The following is a 13,441-nucleotide window of genomic DNA, read 5'->3' on the forward strand; positions in this document are numbered from 1 at the left end:
GAGAGTCTCATGAACAAGCGTATAGAACGCTGCACCATGGCCGCCGCGATGGCGCTGGGCAGCATGGCCTTTGCCGGCATCCTGTCCACCGCCCAGGCGGGCATGCCGCCGGTGCAGCAGCAGGGTTCGGTGCAGTATGTCAGCGGCGGCATCGGGCTGGACGAATCCGAAGCCATGAAGGCCGCAGCCAAGGACTATCCGCTGGCGCTGACGTTCGCGGCGCAACGCGACGGCCAGGCTGACTACGTTGCCAATGTCTCCGTCACCATCAGCGATGCGCATGGCAAGTCCGTGCTGCAAACCACTGCCGAAGGCCCGTACATGCTGGTCAAGCTGCCGGCCGGCAACTACAAGATCTCGGCCACCTACAACGGCCAGGCGCAGAACCGCAACGTCGCGGTGCAAAACACCGGTACCGCGCGCGCCGTGTTCGAATGGAAGTAGCGGCTTTCATGGCCCGCGCTTGAACGCGCGCGCCACGGCTTCGATTTCGTTGGTCCAGATCCCGCCCGCGTATCCCGCCGGCACGCGGCGTATGTCCTCGGACGTGTCGATGCCCGTGGAATGGCCATCGCCGGCGTAAGGACCGAGCAGGAACACGCTGCTGCCCGCCGCCTCCATGCGGTCCAGGAAGCGGCCGGGCCAGCCCCACAGCCAGGGCGCGACATTCACCGGCACTGTCAGCGCCCTGCCGCGGCAGACTTGCGGCACATGGCCGGTCCAGCCCGCCGCCGCATAACGCAGCAGGCAGGATTTCAGATCCGCGCGCGTCAGGGTGCGCACGCCCGGCGCCAACTCGCGCAGCCGGCCTACCGGCTCTTCGCCTCCGTACACCATGAAATCGGCGCGCCTGGCCGGCGGCAAGCCGTTGAGCACCGCCGCCAACGCCGCGCCTTCCTCCGCGTCGCGGCTCTTGACGTTGATGAGAAAGCGCTGGCGCGGAAACGCCTGCAGCACTTCGGACAGCGTGGGCATCAGGCCCACGCCGCGCCCGCGGAACGGAAAAGTCTTGCCGCCGTCCGCGGTGTAGCCATAGCCAATGTCCAGCGCCTTGAGTTCGGCCATCGTGTGCTCGCGCGTCGCGCCGCGGCCCTCGGTGCGGCAATCGACCGTCCAGTCGTGGAACACGGCGAACTGGCCGTCGGTGGTGGGATGGACGTCGATCTCGACGATGTCCGCGCCGGCCTCGAAGCTGGCGCGCATGGAGGCGATGGTGTTTTCCAGATAGCCGTGCGTGGGTTCGACGATGCGGGTCGCGGTGCAGGTGTCCCGCTCCATGCCCGCCGTGTCGTAGCGTTGCGCGATGCCGCGATGCGCGAGCAGCGTCGCCCGCGCGCCGGGATCGGACACCGACCAGTCAGCGTTGTTGACGTAGATGAAGCCCGGCAGCGCAATGGCCGCCAGCGCCGCGACACGCCACTTGCGCATGGCGCCGCCCGTTAAACGCCTGCGAACAGGATCGCAATGATGAAGCCCACGCTGATCGCCCACACCAGCGAACGCAGCGCGCCCCAGCCCGCCAGGTACATGGCCAGATAGCCCAGCCGCACGCCCAGCCAGCAGGCCATCAAGGTGGCCACGTGCGCGGGCGGCGCCTGGGTATACAGCGCGAACAGCACCGCCGCGTAGAAGAACGGCAGCGATTCGAAGGTATTGGTCTGCGCCGCGTTGGCGCGCGCCCGCCAGCCCTCCTGCCGCGCCAGCCAGGCGCGCGGATCGTTGTTGTCGAATTTCTTTCCGCCCGCCTTGGCGACGATCGCCGACACGAAAGGCAGCACCGCCGCCGCCAACATCAACCACGCGATCATTTTCATAGTCTGGCTCCCAGGTATCCGGCAGGCGCCAGGATACCTGGGTTCACCGCGCGGCGTCAGCACACGCGCTCAGCGGTCCGGCGCGCATGCCGTGCGACTTGCACAGAGCGGCGCGTTTACACTCAGCGCTTTCAACGCCCGTCCACGCCCGTGCCCCTGCTCAGCCCCTGGTCCGCACTGTTCATCGCCGCCGCCATGCTGTGGCCGCCCGCCACGCGCCGCTGGGCGCTGGCGCCGCTTGCCGCCGCCTACGCCTGGGCCTGGACCGATGGCACGATAAACGCCGTGGCGCTGGTCTGGCCGGCGTTGCTGATCGCGGCGGCCGTGCTGGTCCAGCCCGCATCGGGCGCAATGGCGCGCACCGCCGGCCATGCGCTCTTCATCGCACTGGCCGCGCTGCTGTTCCTGCACTGGCTGCCGGGCTTCCACAACCCGCAAGTCATCGCGCCGGCGCCCCTGAGTCCGGACGCCGTGCCTTTCGGCATGTACCTGAACCTGGACAAGCCGCTGGTGGCGTTCTGGGTGGTGCTGGCGCTGGCGCCGCCGATGGCGGGGCCGACCCCGCGCGCCACGCTGTCGGCCGCGTTCCTGGCCTGCGCGGGCGCGCTGGCCCTGTGCCTGGGCTGCGCGCTGGCGCTGGGCGTGGTCGGCTGGACGCCCAAGTGGCCGCAATCGGGCTGGATCTGGCTGATCAACAATGCCTTGCTGGTGACCTTGGCCGAGGAGGCGCTGTTCCGCGGCTACCTGCAGCAGCGGCTGACGGACCTGTGGCGCGGCCGCGCCTGGGGTTCGTGGGCGGCCTTGATCATCGCGGCCGCGCTGTTCGGCCTGGCGCACTACGCAGGCGGCTGGCAATGGATGCTGCTGGCCGGCCTGGCGGGCGCGGCCTACGGCCTGGCCTACAAATACGGCGGCCTGGCCGCGGCGATGCTGGCGCACCTGGGCCTGAACGCGGCGCACTTCGGCTTGTTCACCTATCCGATGCGCGCCGTGCTCTGAAGGCCGGACCAGCCGGTCAAGCCAGGGCCGGATAGTCGGTATAGCCGCCCGGGCCAGGCGCATAGAACGTGGCCGGGTTGGGCCGGTTCAGCGGCGCCTTGAGTTCGAAGCGGCGCGCCAGATCCGGGTTGGCGATGTATTGCACGCCGAAGGCCACGGCATCGGCCCGGCCCGCGGCGATGGCGGCCTCGGCCGACTCGCGGCCGAATCCTTCGTTGGCGATGTACGTGCCGCCGAACTCGGCCTTGAGCATCGGGCCCAGGCTGTCGGTGGCTTCATACTCGCGCACGCACAGGAAGGCGATGCCGCGCTTGCCCAGTTCACGCGCCACGTAGCCGAAGGTGGCGGCCGGGTTGGAATCGCCCATGGTGTGGATTTCCCCGCGCGGCGACAGATGCACGCCCACGCGGCCCGCGCCCCACACCGACACGCTGGCGTCCACGGCTTCCAGCAGCAGCCGCGCGCGGTTTTCGAGCGAACCGCCATAGGCGTCAGTGCGGTGGTTGGTGCTGTCCTGCAGGAACTGGTCCAGCAGATAGCCGTTGGCGGCATGCACTTCCACGCCGTCGAAACCGGCCTCCATGGCCATCCGCGCGCCGTGGCGGTAAGCCTCGACCACGCCCGGAATCTCGGCGGTTTCCAGCGCGCGCGGCGTGACGTAGGCGCGCTGCGGCCGCACATGGCTGACGTGGCCCTTGGCCGCAATGGCGCTGGGCGCCACGGGCAGTTCGCCGTCCAGGAACATGGGATCGGAGATCCGGCCCACGTGCCAGAGCTGCGCCACGATCAGGCCGCCGGCCCGGTGCACCGCGGACGTGACCTTGCGCCAGCCCTGGACCTGTTCGGGGGTCCACAGGCCCGGCGTATCGGCATAGCCGACGCCTTGCGGGGTGACCGCCGTGGCTTCGGTCAGGATCATGCCGGCGCCGGCGCGCTGGGTGTAGTACTCGACCATCAGGTCGTTGGGCACGCGGCCCGGGCTGGCGTGCATGCGCGTCAAGGGCGCCATGACGATGCGGTTGCGCAGCGTCAGATCGCCTGCGCGCAGGGGTTCGAAAAGTTGGCTCATGCGTAAATCCTTGGCCCCGGATGAAGGGGCCGCTGGCGGCGTAGCGGGGCTACATATCCTGGTTCAATTGCCGCAGGAACGCGGCAATGGCGACTTCGTTGCGACGGTAAAAAATCCACTGCCCCACCTTGGTCGCCGAGATCAGGCCCGCGCGCTGCAGAACGGCCAGGTGCGAGGACACGGTGGACTGGGACAGTCCGCAGCGTTCATCGATGTGGCCCGCGCATACGCCATGCTCGAAGGTATGGCCCGGGCGTACCTCGAAGTACGCGTGCGGCGTCTTCAGCCAGGCAAGAATGTCGCGCCGCACCGGATTGGCCAGCGCCTTGAGGATGGCGTCGGCGTCGATGGCAGGTAGCGAGGCGGCAGGGTCGGGGCTGGAAGTTGAGACCGTCATATTGAAGTATCGCAATTTATCGAATCTTATATCGGAACTATTCGATATATAGTCATGCCCCTGCGCCGGACAGGGCTTTATGGCCGGGGCGGATAGCCGCGCGCGGCTATCCGCCCCGGCCCCCCATAGCCGCCCTTACCCTTCCTTCCACCCCGCGCCGCTCAGGCCAAGAGCCTATCCTGCACCGACCACCCCGCGCGCGCCTCGATGGCTTCGCCCGCGGCCAGGCACAAGTCTTCCCGGAACCGCCCCGCCACCAGCTGGACGCCCATCGGCACGCCGTCCGCCAGGCCCACAGGGACCGACAGGCCGGGCAAGCCCAGTATCGCGGTCGAGACCAGCGGGCTCTGCGCGCGCAGCATGTCGCCCATGGCTGCGTCGCCTTGCTGATCCTGGTCAATGGCGAATGGAAGCTCGAACGACACCGGCATGAGCACGAGCGGATAGCGGTCGAAGAACCCGCCCCATTCCCGCAGTATCGTGGTGCGCAGCGCCAGCGCCTGGACCAGGCCGTCCTTGTCCAGCGGCGCGGTGTGCGCCAGCATGCTGCGATACGCGCGCTGTATCGCAGCGTCGCCGGCGCGCTCGATTTCGCGGCCCATGGAGCCGGACGCTTCGTTCATCAATACGTTGCGCCATAGCTCGGCCGCTTCCTCGAAACGGGGCGGCGCTGCCGTTTCGATGATGTAGCCCGCGTCTTCCAGGTACTTTGCGGCGCGCAGCAAGGCGTCCAGCACGGCGGGATCGGGCTTGAAGGCCGAGGTGCCGCAGAACAGCGCCACCCGCCGGCAGTCCCCGGGCTGGCGCAGGTCCAGCGGCGCAGGCACCCACCACGGATCGCGGGAATCGCCCGCCGACATGGCCTCCAGCCCGAGTCTCAGGTCGGCGATGTTCCGTGCCAAGGGACCCTGGGTCGCGGCCAGTTGGGAAGCCACCGGGCGCTCCGACTTCTGGCTGGCGTTGTAGGCCGGCACCCGGCCTTGCGACGGCCGCAGCCCCGCCACGCCGCAGGCGTAGGCCGGGTAGCGGATCGATCCGCCCTGGTCGCTGCCGTGCGCCAGCGGCCCCATGCCCAGGGCTGCGGCGACGGCCGCGCCGCCGCTGGAGCCGCCCGGCGTGCGCGCGGCGTCGAACGGATTGACGGTGCGGCCATGCAGGTCGTTGTCCGAAAACCAGCGCCAGGAGAATGCCGGAACGTTGCTGCGGCCGATCACCACGGCGCCGGCCTTGAGCCAGTTGTCGACGGCGGGATTGTTCTCGCTTGCGATGAGGTCCCGATACGCGACGACGCCATTGGTGGTGGCCGACCCGGCCAGATCTGCATTGGCCTTGATCGTCACCGGCACGCCGTGCAGGATGCCTAGCGGCGCGCCCGCGCGCACCGCGGCGTCGGCGGCGTCGGCCGCCTGCAGGGCCTGGTCGGCGCAGATCTCGGTGAGCGGGTTGAAGATGGGGTTGAGCCGTTCCGCCCGTTGCAGGCAATTCTGCACCGCTTCCCGGCTGGAAACTTCCCGCTTGCGGATGGCCCGGGCCAGGTCGACGGCGCTCCAGCGCCAGAGTTCGTTCGTCATGATGGCTCCCTATGGTGTTGAACGCGGGTGTTGAACGCGGGTGTTGAACGCGCTCAGTCGGCCGACGCGCCGGAGCGCTTGACCATCTCCCCCCAGCGCGGGATCTCGGTGGCGATGAGGTTGGCGAACTGTTCAGGCGTGGACGGCGTCGCGTCGACGGACAGCGTTTCGTTGAGCTTGAGCACCGCCGGATCCTGCAGCGCCTTGGCGATGGCGCGATTGAGCTTGTCGATGATGGGCTTGGGCGTACCGGCGGGCGCGACGATGCCGCCCCAGGACACCACTTCGAAGCCCTTCAAGCCGGATTCGTCGAGGGTGAGCACGTCCGAGAGGACAGGCACGCGCGCCAGGCTGGTCGCCCCCAGCACCTTGACCTGGCCGGAGCGGATGAAGGGCAGCACGCCCGCGACGTTGTCGATCATCACGTCAAGCTGCCCGCCCACGATGTCGCCCACCGCCTGTTGGCCGCTCTTGTACGGGACGTGCAGCATGGTCGTGCCCGTCTCGCTCTTGAGCATTTCTCCGGCCAGATGGGCGCTCGATCCCACGCCCAACGAGCCGACGCTGACCTTGCCCGGATGCTGCCTGGCATAGTCGACCAGGCCCTGCACATTGCTTGCCGGGAAGTCGTTGCGGGCGATCAGCACCAGGGCATTGCTGATGGCCAGGCTGATGGGCGCAAGGCTGCGTTGCGGGTCGTAAGGCAGCTTCGAATACATGCTCTTGTTGATCGCCAGCGTGACCAGGTTGCCGAAGCCGATGGTATAGCCGTCCGGCGCCGCCGCGGCCAGCGCCTGGGTGCCGACGATGCCGCCCGCCCCGCCACGGTTATCGACGATCACCGGCTGGCCGAGTTCGCGCCCCAGGGCGTCCGCGATCGGGCGCAGCACCACGTCCGGACCGGACCCCGCCACATACGGCACGATGAGCTTGACCGGCCGTTGGGGCCAATCCGCCTGCGCCGCGCCGGCGCCTGCCGCGCCCAGCAAGGCAAAACACAGTGAAAGGGTCTGGCGTACACGACGGGGAAAGATCTGCATGGCTTGCTCCTGAAGTACGGGACTGCATGGTCTGGTCGTCGTGAAGCTTAGAGATCGCCCGCGCTGCGCATAAGGCTATTTCTTTGTTAAGGTGACAACTAGTAGTTGTCACCATCGGGGAAGGCATATGAAAGACCACCATCTGCGGGCCTGGCTGAAGGTCGCCGAATTGCGCAGCATCCGGGCTGCGGCGCGCAGCCTGCACCTGAGCCAGGCCGCCGTGACCAAGGCCATCAAGGAACTGGAAACGGAACTGGAAGCGCCGCTGCTCACGCGCAGCCCCCAGGGCATCGAGGTCACCGAGTGCGGCGTACACCTGACGGTGCGGGCGCAGCTTGCCCAGGCCCAGCTCTCGTTGGCACGCCAGGACATCCGCCAACTGCTCAGCGGCGCCCAGGCGCGGGTGGCGGTGGGCGTGACGCCCATGGTGATGCTGAGCGTGCTGCCCGACGTGCTGAACGATTTCAGGCAGAGCATGCCCGCGGCCAAGCTCAAGGTCTCGGAAGGCCTGCTGGCCGCCGTGCTGCCGGCATTGCGCAACGGCTCATTGGATTTCGCGTTGGCATCCGGCATGGCCGGGAACCATGGCGGGCAGGAATTCGATTTCGAGGAACTGCGGCCGCTGGAATTCATGGTCGCCTGCCGCCGCGGTCATCCGCTGGCGGGCGCCACGCGTTGGCAAGACATCGCGGGCTGCGAATGGCTGCTCAACACCTCGGGCGGCAGCCACACCGACGCTTTTCTGCAAGGCTTGCGCGCAAACGGCCTGCAATCGCCCGAACGCGTCATCGATTGCGATACGTTCGGCGTAATGTGGAACCTGATGGTCCGCAGCGACGCGTTGATCGTCTGCCCGGCGGGCATGCTCGAGATCCCGCCCTACGGCGCCGAAGCCAGCCAGATCCGCACGGAGGCGCCCATGCCGGTCGCCAGCATCGGCATCATGACGCTGCGGGGAACGCCACTGTCGCTGGCGGCGGCCACCATGGCGGACCTGTTCCGGCAGCGCCTGCACAGCCGCGCCCAGGCCGGGCCGCGGGCCGCCCTCACGCGGGCCCCCCTCAATCCCCCTGGACCCGCCCCCGCAAGCGCTTGACCTCGCCGTGCAGCACCTTGCGCTGCACGCGCCGGCGTTGCGAGGCGCGGGTGGGCTTGGTCGGGCGGCGCGGCTTGTCGGTGCGCGCCGCCGCGCGCACCATGGCGATCAGGCGCTCGATGGCTTCGGCGCGGTTCTTTTCCTGGCTGCGGAACGTCTGCGACTTGATGACGATGACCCCGTCCTTGGAGACGCGGTGATCGCTAAGGGCGCATAGCGCTTCCTTGATTTCCTCGGGCAGGCTGGAGGCTCGCACGTCGAAACGCAGGTGCACGGCGCTGGACACCTTGTTGACGTTCTGGCCGCCCGCGCCCTGGGCGCGGATCATGGTGAACGCGAGATCGCGTTCATCCAGGTAGATGGAATCTTGGACGTGAAACATAGCCCGCAAGTATAGATGCGCCGCGCAAAGTAAAATAATGCGCTTTTGCCTGATTTATCCGGGGTCCGGCCTTATCCGACCGCCGGCACCACCATGACTTACTCCGCCAAAGAAATCTTCAAGACACTGCAGGGCGAAGGCGCCCACGCAGGCCGTGCGGCGGTCTTCTGCCGCTTTGCCGGCTGCAACCTCTGGACCGGCCGCGAAAGCGACCGCGCCAGCGCCGCCTGCACCTTCTGCGACACCGACTTCATCGGCACCGACGGCGACGGCGGCGGCAAGTTCGCCACGCCCGAACTGCTGGCCGACGCCATCGCCGCGGCCTGGGGCCCCGGCGCCAACGACCGCTACGTGGTCTTCACCGGCGGCGAACCGCTGCTGCAACTGGACGCGCCGCTCTTGACCGCGGTGCACGCGCGCGGCTTCACGGTGGCCATCGAAACCAACGGCACCATCAAGCCGCCGGCCGGCATCGACTGGATCTGCGTCAGCCCCAAGGGCACCGCGCCCGTGGTCCTCGAGCGCGGCGACGAGCTCAAGCTGGTCTATCCGCAAGCCAACGCGCAGCCCGAAGCCTTCGCGCACCTGGACTTCGACCACTTCTTCCTGCAACCCATGGACGGCCCCGCGCGCGCGGCCAACACCGAACAGGCCGTCCAGTACTGTATGCAGCATCCGCAATGGCGGCTCAGCCTGCAGACCCACAAATACATAGGCATTCCATGATTCACCCTAGCCCCCTGCGGAGCGCGCCATGATTTCCGTGACCCGCAGGCTGGAATTCGACGCCGGCCACCGCATTCCCGACCACCGCAGCCAGTGCCGCAACCTGCACGGCCACCGCTACGTGCTGGAGATCACCCTGACCGGCGACGTGGTGCAGGCGCCCGGCGAATCCGACAACGGCATGCTGATGGATTTCTCCGAGATCAAGCACATCGCCAAGACCCACATCGTGGACGTCTGGGACCATGCCTTCCTGGTGTACGAGGGCGACGCCGCCGTGCGCGGCTTCCTGGACAGCCTGCCCGGCCACAAGACCGTGGTGCTGGACCGCATCCCGACGGCCGAAAATCTGGCCGCCATCGTCTTCCAGACCCTGGCCCCGCACTATCACGGCCACTATGGCGCCGAACTGCGCCTGACCCGCGTGCGCCTGTACGAAACGCCCAATTGCTGGGCGGACTGCAACGGCTGAACGCCGGGGCGCGGCCGCCGCCGCCGCGCCCGCGTCGCTCCCCGCGACGCCGAAAATCCCAGAACGCTGTCCCTGGTTTTCCATAGCTGGAACAACCGTCCTCTATTTTCCCGATTGAGAAAATCCATGGAGATAATCGCCATTTTCAATTATTAGTAAGCTAATAGATAGGATACAATCTATTCCATGAACACGCCCACCGACTCCCAGCTCATGGCCACCACCTCCGCCCTGATGGTCCTGTCGCGCGCCTATCGCGGCGCCGCCGACAAGGCCTTGGCCGACTACGGCCTGTCCCAGGCCACCGCCTGGCCCGTGATCCTGGCCGGCCGCCTGGGAGACGGCGTGCGCCAAGGCGCGCTGGCCGAGGCGCTGGGCGTGGAAGGCCCCTCGCTGGTGCGGGTGCTGGACCACCTGGTCGCCGCAGGCCTGATGGAACGCCGCGAAGACCCGCACGACCGCCGCGCCAAGACCCTGCACCTGACCGACGCCGGCCAGGCGCTGCGCGCCAAGGTCGAGGATGTGCTGGTCGATTTGCGCCGCCGCCTGTTCCGGGGCGTGAGCGAAGCCGACCTGCAAGCCTGCCTGCGGGTCTTCGACAGCCTGAAAGTCACCCTGGGCCGCGGCGGCGCCGGCACCCAGCCACAGGACGAACAAGCGTGAAACTCCCCAACGTCCGCGAATCCATCTTCTCGCTCAAGAGCTACCTGAGCGCCATCATGGCGCTCTACCTGGCCTACAGCATGGGATTGCCGCGTCCGTTCTGGGCCATGACCACGGCCTACGTCGTGGCCCAACCCTGGTCGGGCGCGGTGCGCTCCAAGGCGCTGTACCGCCTGGCCGGCACCTTCTTCGGCTCGGCCGCCACCGTCTACCTGGTGCCGCGGCTATCGAATTCCCCGGTGGTCATGACCGCCGCCATGGTGCTGTGGGTGGGCGCCTGCCTGTACCTGTCGGTGCTGGACCGCACGCCGCGTTCGTACCTCTTCATGCTGGCGGGCTATACCGCCGCCATGATCGGCTTTCCCAGCGTGACCGCCCCCGCCCAGGTGTTCGACACCGCCCTCGCCCGCGTCGAGGAAATCAGCCTGGGCATCGTCTGCGCCACCTTGATCCACAGCATCGTGCTGCCGCGCGGCCTGGCCCCGGCGCTGACGCTGATGCTCGACAAGGCCGTGCGCGACGCCCGCAACTGGATGCACGACACGCTCAGCGGCCAGGCCACCGAACAGAAGGACCGCGACCGCCGCGTGCTGGCCAACGACATCACGCAGCTGCGCCTGATGTCCACCCACGTGCCTTTCGACACCAGCAACCTGCGCTGGACCTCGGGCGCGGTGCGCGCCATGCAGGACCAGATCGCGGCATTGACGCCCACCGTGTCCGCCGTGGAAGACCGCATGCGCGCCCTGCAGGCCGGCGGCCAGCCACTGCCGGAAGCCGTCACGGCCTTGCTCGCCGACATCTCCGAATGGATCAACGCCGGCGCCCAGGCCACCCACGAGACAGCGGTCCAACTGCGCGCCGCCGCCACCCGCCTCACGCCCGACATCGACAGCCGCTCCAGCTGGCGCGAGGTGCTGCTGGCCAGCCTGATGACGCGCTTGCGCGAACTGGTCGACACCTATGACGAATGCCTGGCGCTGCGCCGCGAGATCCGCGCAGGCCTGGCGGGCGCGCCGCTACGCGCGCCGCGCTCCAATCCCGCGCCCAACACCGCGCTGCACCGCGACCGCGGCATGGCGCTGCTGTCGGCCCTGGCCGCCGGCGTGGCCATTTCGGTCTGCTGCGCCTTCTGGATCGGCACGGCCTGGAGCAACGGCGCCACCGCCGCGCTCATGGCCGCCATCTTCAGCTGCTTCTTCGCGTCGCAGGACAATCCGGTCCCCGGCATCATGCAGTTCCTGACCTACACGGTGTATTCGATTCCGCTGTCGGCGCTGTACCTGCTGGGCATCATGCCCGCCCTGCATTCGTTCGAGATGCTGGCCCTGGCCATGCTGCCCACGACCTTCGTGCTGGGCATCTTCATTGCCCGGCCCGCCACCGCCGGCAAGGCCATGGCGATGCTGTTCGGCTTCCTGGGCACCATGGCGCTGCAGGACACCAACACCGCCGACATCGTGTCCTTCATCGACACGCAGGTCGCGCAGTGCATGGGCGTTGCCACGGCGGCCATCATCGCCGCCATCTTCCGCACCGTCAGCGCCGACTGGAGCGCACGCCGCATCCAGGCCGCCAACTGGAAGGAACTGGAAACCCTGGCAAGCTCGCCGCGCGCGCCTTCGCGCCACACCTACGCCGCCCGCATGCTGGACCGCATCGGCCTGTTGCAGCCGCGTCTGGCGCTGGCCCAGCGGCCCGACGACCTGGTCGCCGCCGACGCGTTGAAAGACCTGCGCGTGGGCCGCGACATCACCGAACTGCAGCGCGCCCGGCGTCACCTGCCCATGGCGGAACCCGCCATCCAGCCGGTGCTGGACGGACTGGCGAAATTCTTCCACGCGCGCTCGGCCTGGCAGGTCGGCGAAAAGACGCCCGAGTTCCTGGCGCAGATCGACCGTGCGCTGGCCAGCGTGACGGCCACGCCCCCGGGCGCCGCCGCCCGCGACCGCGCCGTGGTCGCGCTGGTGGGCCTGCGCCGCGCCTTCTTCCCCGACGCGCCCGACTACCAACCCGCCCATCCCACCCTGGAGGGCCAAGCATCATGATCGGCGAATTCAATCTCTACGGCGTCTATTTTCCCTGGCTGCTGGTGCTGGGCGTGGTGACCCTGGGCGTGGCGTGGGCAGTGCGCCGCGTGCTGGCCCGCGCCGGGCTGTACCGCCTGGTGTGGCACCCCGCGCTGTTCGACCTGGCGCTGTTCGTGGTGCTGCTGTACGGCGTATCCCTCATTTCCCCCTATCTACTCCAGAGATAAGCATGAAACTCCCCAACGCCCTGCGCCCCGCAGCCATCGGCAAGTTCGCGGTGACCGCCGTCGTCGTCGCCGCGGCCGCCTACGCCGGCTGGCAGCTCTGGGTGCACTATGAAGTCGAACCCTGGACCCGCGACGGCCGCGTCAAGGCCTATGTGGTGCAGGTCGCGCCCGATGTCTCCGGCCTGGTGACCAGCGTGCCGGTGCACGACAACCAGGACGTCAAGGCCGGCGACGTGCTGTTCGAAATCGACCGCGCGCGCTTCCAGCTGGCCTACGACCAGGCCCAGGCCTCGGTGCGTTCCGCGCAAGTGGCGCGCGACCAGGCCGTGCGCGACGCCAAGCGCAACCGTTCTTTGGGCCAACTGGTGGCCGCCGAGGCGCTGGAACAAAGCCAGACCAAGCTGCAGCAGACCGAAGCCGCGCTGGCCCAGGCCGAAGTGCAGCTCAATACCGCGCGCCTGAACCTGGAACGCAGCCGCGTGCTGGCGGTGAATGACGGCCGCATCACCAACCTGGACCTGCGCGCGGGTTCCTACGCCACCGCCGGCCGCGGCGTGATGGCGCTGGTGGATTCCAGTTCGTTCTACGTCGAAGGCTATTTCGAGGAAACCAAGCTGCCCGGCATCCACGAAGGCGACCCCGTCACCGTGACGCTGATGGGCGACTCGCACCATATCCGCGGCCACGTGGAGAGCATTGCCATGGGCATCGCCGACCGCGACCGCAGCACCGGCGCCAACCTGCTGCCCAACGTCAATCCCACGTTCAACTGGGTCCGCCTGGCGCAGCGCATCCCGGTGCGCGTGAAGATCGACGACGTGCCCGCAGGCGTGCGCCTGGTGGCGGGACAAACCGCCACCGTGTCGGTGGATTCCGGCCCGGCCCACTCGCAGGCCGGGGCGCGCCAGCCGTCCTGATCGTTCCTTTCTTCCACCCCTACTCTCTTATCGACGCA

16 protein-coding genes are annotated in these 13,441 nt (G+C 68.3%); 9 read left to right on the top strand and 7 right to left on the bottom strand.

The features are described from left to right. Positions 1-9 precede the first annotated feature (9 nt). Positions 10-444 (top strand): carboxypeptidase-like regulatory domain-containing protein, encoded by a 435-nt coding sequence (locus ACZ5YA_RS06565; protein WP_059380027.1) that lies wholly within the window; start codon positions 10-12, stop codon positions 442-444. Positions 445-450: 6 nt separating this feature from the next. Here the strand turns inward: ACZ5YA_RS06565 and ACZ5YA_RS06570 are convergent, their stop codons facing one another. Both ACZ5YA_RS06570 and ACZ5YA_RS06575 read right to left on the bottom strand, forming a co-directional pair. Then, positions 451-1,428, bottom strand: coding sequence for a glycerophosphodiester phosphodiesterase family protein (locus ACZ5YA_RS06570; protein ID WP_464092216.1), 978 nt, complete (start codon positions 1,426-1,428; stop codon positions 451-453). 11 nt (positions 1,429-1,439) lie between these two features. Beyond that, complete coding sequence (locus ACZ5YA_RS06575; protein ID WP_054453844.1) at positions 1,440-1,814, bottom strand: MAPEG family protein; 375 nt, start codon at positions 1,812-1,814, stop codon at positions 1,440-1,442. A gap of 195 nt (positions 1,815-2,009) precedes the next feature. On the opposite strand from ACZ5YA_RS06575, the gene ACZ5YA_RS06580 reads away from it, so the two are divergent. After that, positions 2,010-2,813, top strand: coding sequence for a CPBP family intramembrane glutamic endopeptidase (locus ACZ5YA_RS06580; RefSeq protein ID WP_280016307.1), 804 nt, complete (start codon positions 2,010-2,012; stop codon positions 2,811-2,813). Between the two features lie 16 nt (positions 2,814-2,829). Here ACZ5YA_RS06580 and ACZ5YA_RS06585 read toward each other — a convergent pair whose 3' ends face one another. The 4 genes from ACZ5YA_RS06585 to ACZ5YA_RS06600 all read right to left on the bottom strand — a co-directional run bounded on the left by ACZ5YA_RS06585 (position 2,830) and on the right by ACZ5YA_RS06600 (position 6,890). Beyond that, positions 2,830-3,882, bottom strand: a complete 1,053-nt coding sequence (locus ACZ5YA_RS06585) for an alkene reductase (RefSeq protein WP_464092217.1) — start codon at positions 3,880-3,882, stop codon at positions 2,830-2,832. 49 nt (positions 3,883-3,931) lie between these two features. Then, positions 3,932-4,279: an ArsR/SmtB family transcription factor gene (locus ACZ5YA_RS06590; RefSeq protein ID WP_464092218.1), complete on the bottom strand. Its 348-nt coding sequence runs from the start codon at positions 4,277-4,279 to the stop codon at positions 3,932-3,934. A gap of 161 nt (positions 4,280-4,440) precedes the next feature. Beyond that, complete coding sequence (locus ACZ5YA_RS06595; protein ID WP_419343515.1) at positions 4,441-5,850, bottom strand: amidase family protein; 1,410 nt, start codon at positions 5,848-5,850, stop codon at positions 4,441-4,443. A gap of 53 nt (positions 5,851-5,903) precedes the next feature. Beyond that, entirely contained in the window at positions 5,904-6,890 is a 987-nt protein-coding gene (locus ACZ5YA_RS06600) for a Bug family tripartite tricarboxylate transporter substrate binding protein (protein ID WP_464092219.1), read from the bottom strand. 127 nt (positions 6,891-7,017) lie between these two features. Here ACZ5YA_RS06600 and ACZ5YA_RS06605 point away from each other — a divergent pair, with 127 nt between their 5' ends. Then, entirely contained in the window at positions 7,018-7,986 is a 969-nt protein-coding gene (locus ACZ5YA_RS06605) for a LysR substrate-binding domain-containing protein (protein WP_280016689.1), read from the top strand. On the opposite strand, the gene arfB is transcribed toward ACZ5YA_RS06605, so the two are convergent. Further along, positions 7,952-8,368 (bottom strand): alternative ribosome rescue aminoacyl-tRNA hydrolase ArfB, encoded by a 417-nt coding sequence (arfB, locus tag ACZ5YA_RS06610; RefSeq protein ID WP_059380019.1) that lies wholly within the window; start codon positions 8,366-8,368, stop codon positions 7,952-7,954. The two genes, ACZ5YA_RS06605 and arfB, sit on opposite strands and share 35 nt — an antisense overlap. 93 nt (positions 8,369-8,461) lie before the next feature. Here arfB and queE point away from each other — a divergent pair, with 93 nt between their 5' ends. The 6 genes from queE (at position 8,462) to ACZ5YA_RS06640 (ending at position 13,403) form a co-directional block, all read left to right on the top strand. Further along, positions 8,462-9,094 carry a 7-carboxy-7-deazaguanine synthase gene (gene queE, locus ACZ5YA_RS06615; RefSeq protein ID WP_059380018.1) on the top strand — a complete coding sequence of 211 codons (633 nt, stop codon included), beginning with the start codon at positions 8,462-8,464 and terminating at the stop codon, positions 9,092-9,094. A 28-nt stretch (positions 9,095-9,122) separates the two neighbouring features. Continuing rightward, a complete protein-coding gene (gene queD / locus ACZ5YA_RS06620; protein ID WP_013394146.1) occupies positions 9,123-9,566 on the top strand; it encodes a 6-carboxytetrahydropterin synthase QueD in 444 nt (147 codons plus the stop codon). Positions 9,567-9,752: 186 nt separating this feature from the next. Next, the gene (locus ACZ5YA_RS06625) at positions 9,753-10,229 is read left to right on the top strand and encodes a MarR family winged helix-turn-helix transcriptional regulator (protein WP_059380017.1); all 477 of its coding nucleotides are present in this window, start codon (positions 9,753-9,755) and stop codon (positions 10,227-10,229) included. Beyond that, a complete protein-coding gene (locus ACZ5YA_RS06630; protein WP_059380016.1) occupies positions 10,226-12,277 on the top strand; it encodes an FUSC family protein in 2,052 nt (683 codons plus the stop codon). The genes ACZ5YA_RS06625 and ACZ5YA_RS06630 overlap by 4 nt, the downstream gene beginning before the upstream one ends. Next, positions 12,274-12,486 carry a DUF1656 domain-containing protein gene (locus ACZ5YA_RS06635; RefSeq protein WP_013394149.1) on the top strand — a complete coding sequence of 71 codons (213 nt, stop codon included), beginning with the start codon at positions 12,274-12,276 and terminating at the stop codon, positions 12,484-12,486. The genes ACZ5YA_RS06630 and ACZ5YA_RS06635 overlap by 4 nt, the downstream gene beginning before the upstream one ends. A 2-nt stretch (positions 12,487-12,488) precedes the next feature. After that, a complete protein-coding gene (locus ACZ5YA_RS06640) occupies positions 12,489-13,403 on the top strand; it encodes an efflux RND transporter periplasmic adaptor subunit (RefSeq protein ID WP_118932085.1) in 915 nt (304 codons plus the stop codon). Positions 13,404-13,441 lie beyond the last annotated feature (38 nt).

The organism is Achromobacter sp. JCM 18799, from assembly GCF_055395645.1.

What these genes read in the sequence shown, in the direction of transcription:
- ACZ5YA_RS06565 (WP_059380027.1), top strand. Translation starts at nt 10, where the DNA reads ATGAACAAGCGTATAGAACGCTGCACCATGGCCGCCGCGATGGCGCTG.
- ACZ5YA_RS06570 (WP_464092216.1), bottom strand. Translation starts at nt 1,428, where the DNA reads ATGCGCAAGTGGCGTGTCGCGGCGCTGGCGGCCATTGCGCTGCCGGGC.
- ACZ5YA_RS06575 (WP_054453844.1), bottom strand. Translation starts at nt 1,814, where the DNA reads ATGAAAATGATCGCGTGGTTGATGTTGGCGGCGGCGGTGCTGCCTTTC.
- ACZ5YA_RS06580 (WP_280016307.1), top strand. Translation starts at nt 2,010, where the DNA reads ATGCTGTGGCCGCCCGCCACGCGCCGCTGGGCGCTGGCGCCGCTTGCC.
- ACZ5YA_RS06585 (WP_464092217.1), bottom strand. Translation starts at nt 3,882, where the DNA reads ATGAGCCAACTTTTCGAACCCCTGCGCGCAGGCGATCTGACGCTGCGC.
- ACZ5YA_RS06590 (WP_464092218.1), bottom strand. Translation starts at nt 4,279, where the DNA reads ATGACGGTCTCAACTTCCAGCCCCGACCCTGCCGCCTCGCTACCTGCC.
- ACZ5YA_RS06595 (WP_419343515.1), bottom strand. Translation starts at nt 5,850, where the DNA reads ATGACGAACGAACTCTGGCGCTGGAGCGCCGTCGACCTGGCCCGGGCC.
- ACZ5YA_RS06600 (WP_464092219.1), bottom strand. Translation starts at nt 6,890, where the DNA reads ATGCAGATCTTTCCCCGTCGTGTACGCCAGACCCTTTCACTGTGTTTT.
- ACZ5YA_RS06605 (WP_280016689.1), top strand. Translation starts at nt 7,018, where the DNA reads ATGAAAGACCACCATCTGCGGGCCTGGCTGAAGGTCGCCGAATTGCGC.
- arfB (WP_059380019.1), bottom strand. Translation starts at nt 8,368, where the DNA reads ATGTTTCACGTCCAAGATTCCATCTACCTGGATGAACGCGATCTCGCG.
- queE (WP_059380018.1), top strand. Translation starts at nt 8,462, where the DNA reads ATGACTTACTCCGCCAAAGAAATCTTCAAGACACTGCAGGGCGAAGGC.
- queD (WP_013394146.1), top strand. Translation starts at nt 9,123, where the DNA reads ATGATTTCCGTGACCCGCAGGCTGGAATTCGACGCCGGCCACCGCATT.
- ACZ5YA_RS06625 (WP_059380017.1), top strand. Translation starts at nt 9,753, where the DNA reads ATGAACACGCCCACCGACTCCCAGCTCATGGCCACCACCTCCGCCCTG.
- ACZ5YA_RS06635 (WP_013394149.1), top strand. Translation starts at nt 12,274, where the DNA reads ATGATCGGCGAATTCAATCTCTACGGCGTCTATTTTCCCTGGCTGCTG.
- ACZ5YA_RS06640 (WP_118932085.1), top strand. Translation starts at nt 12,489, where the DNA reads ATGAAACTCCCCAACGCCCTGCGCCCCGCAGCCATCGGCAAGTTCGCG.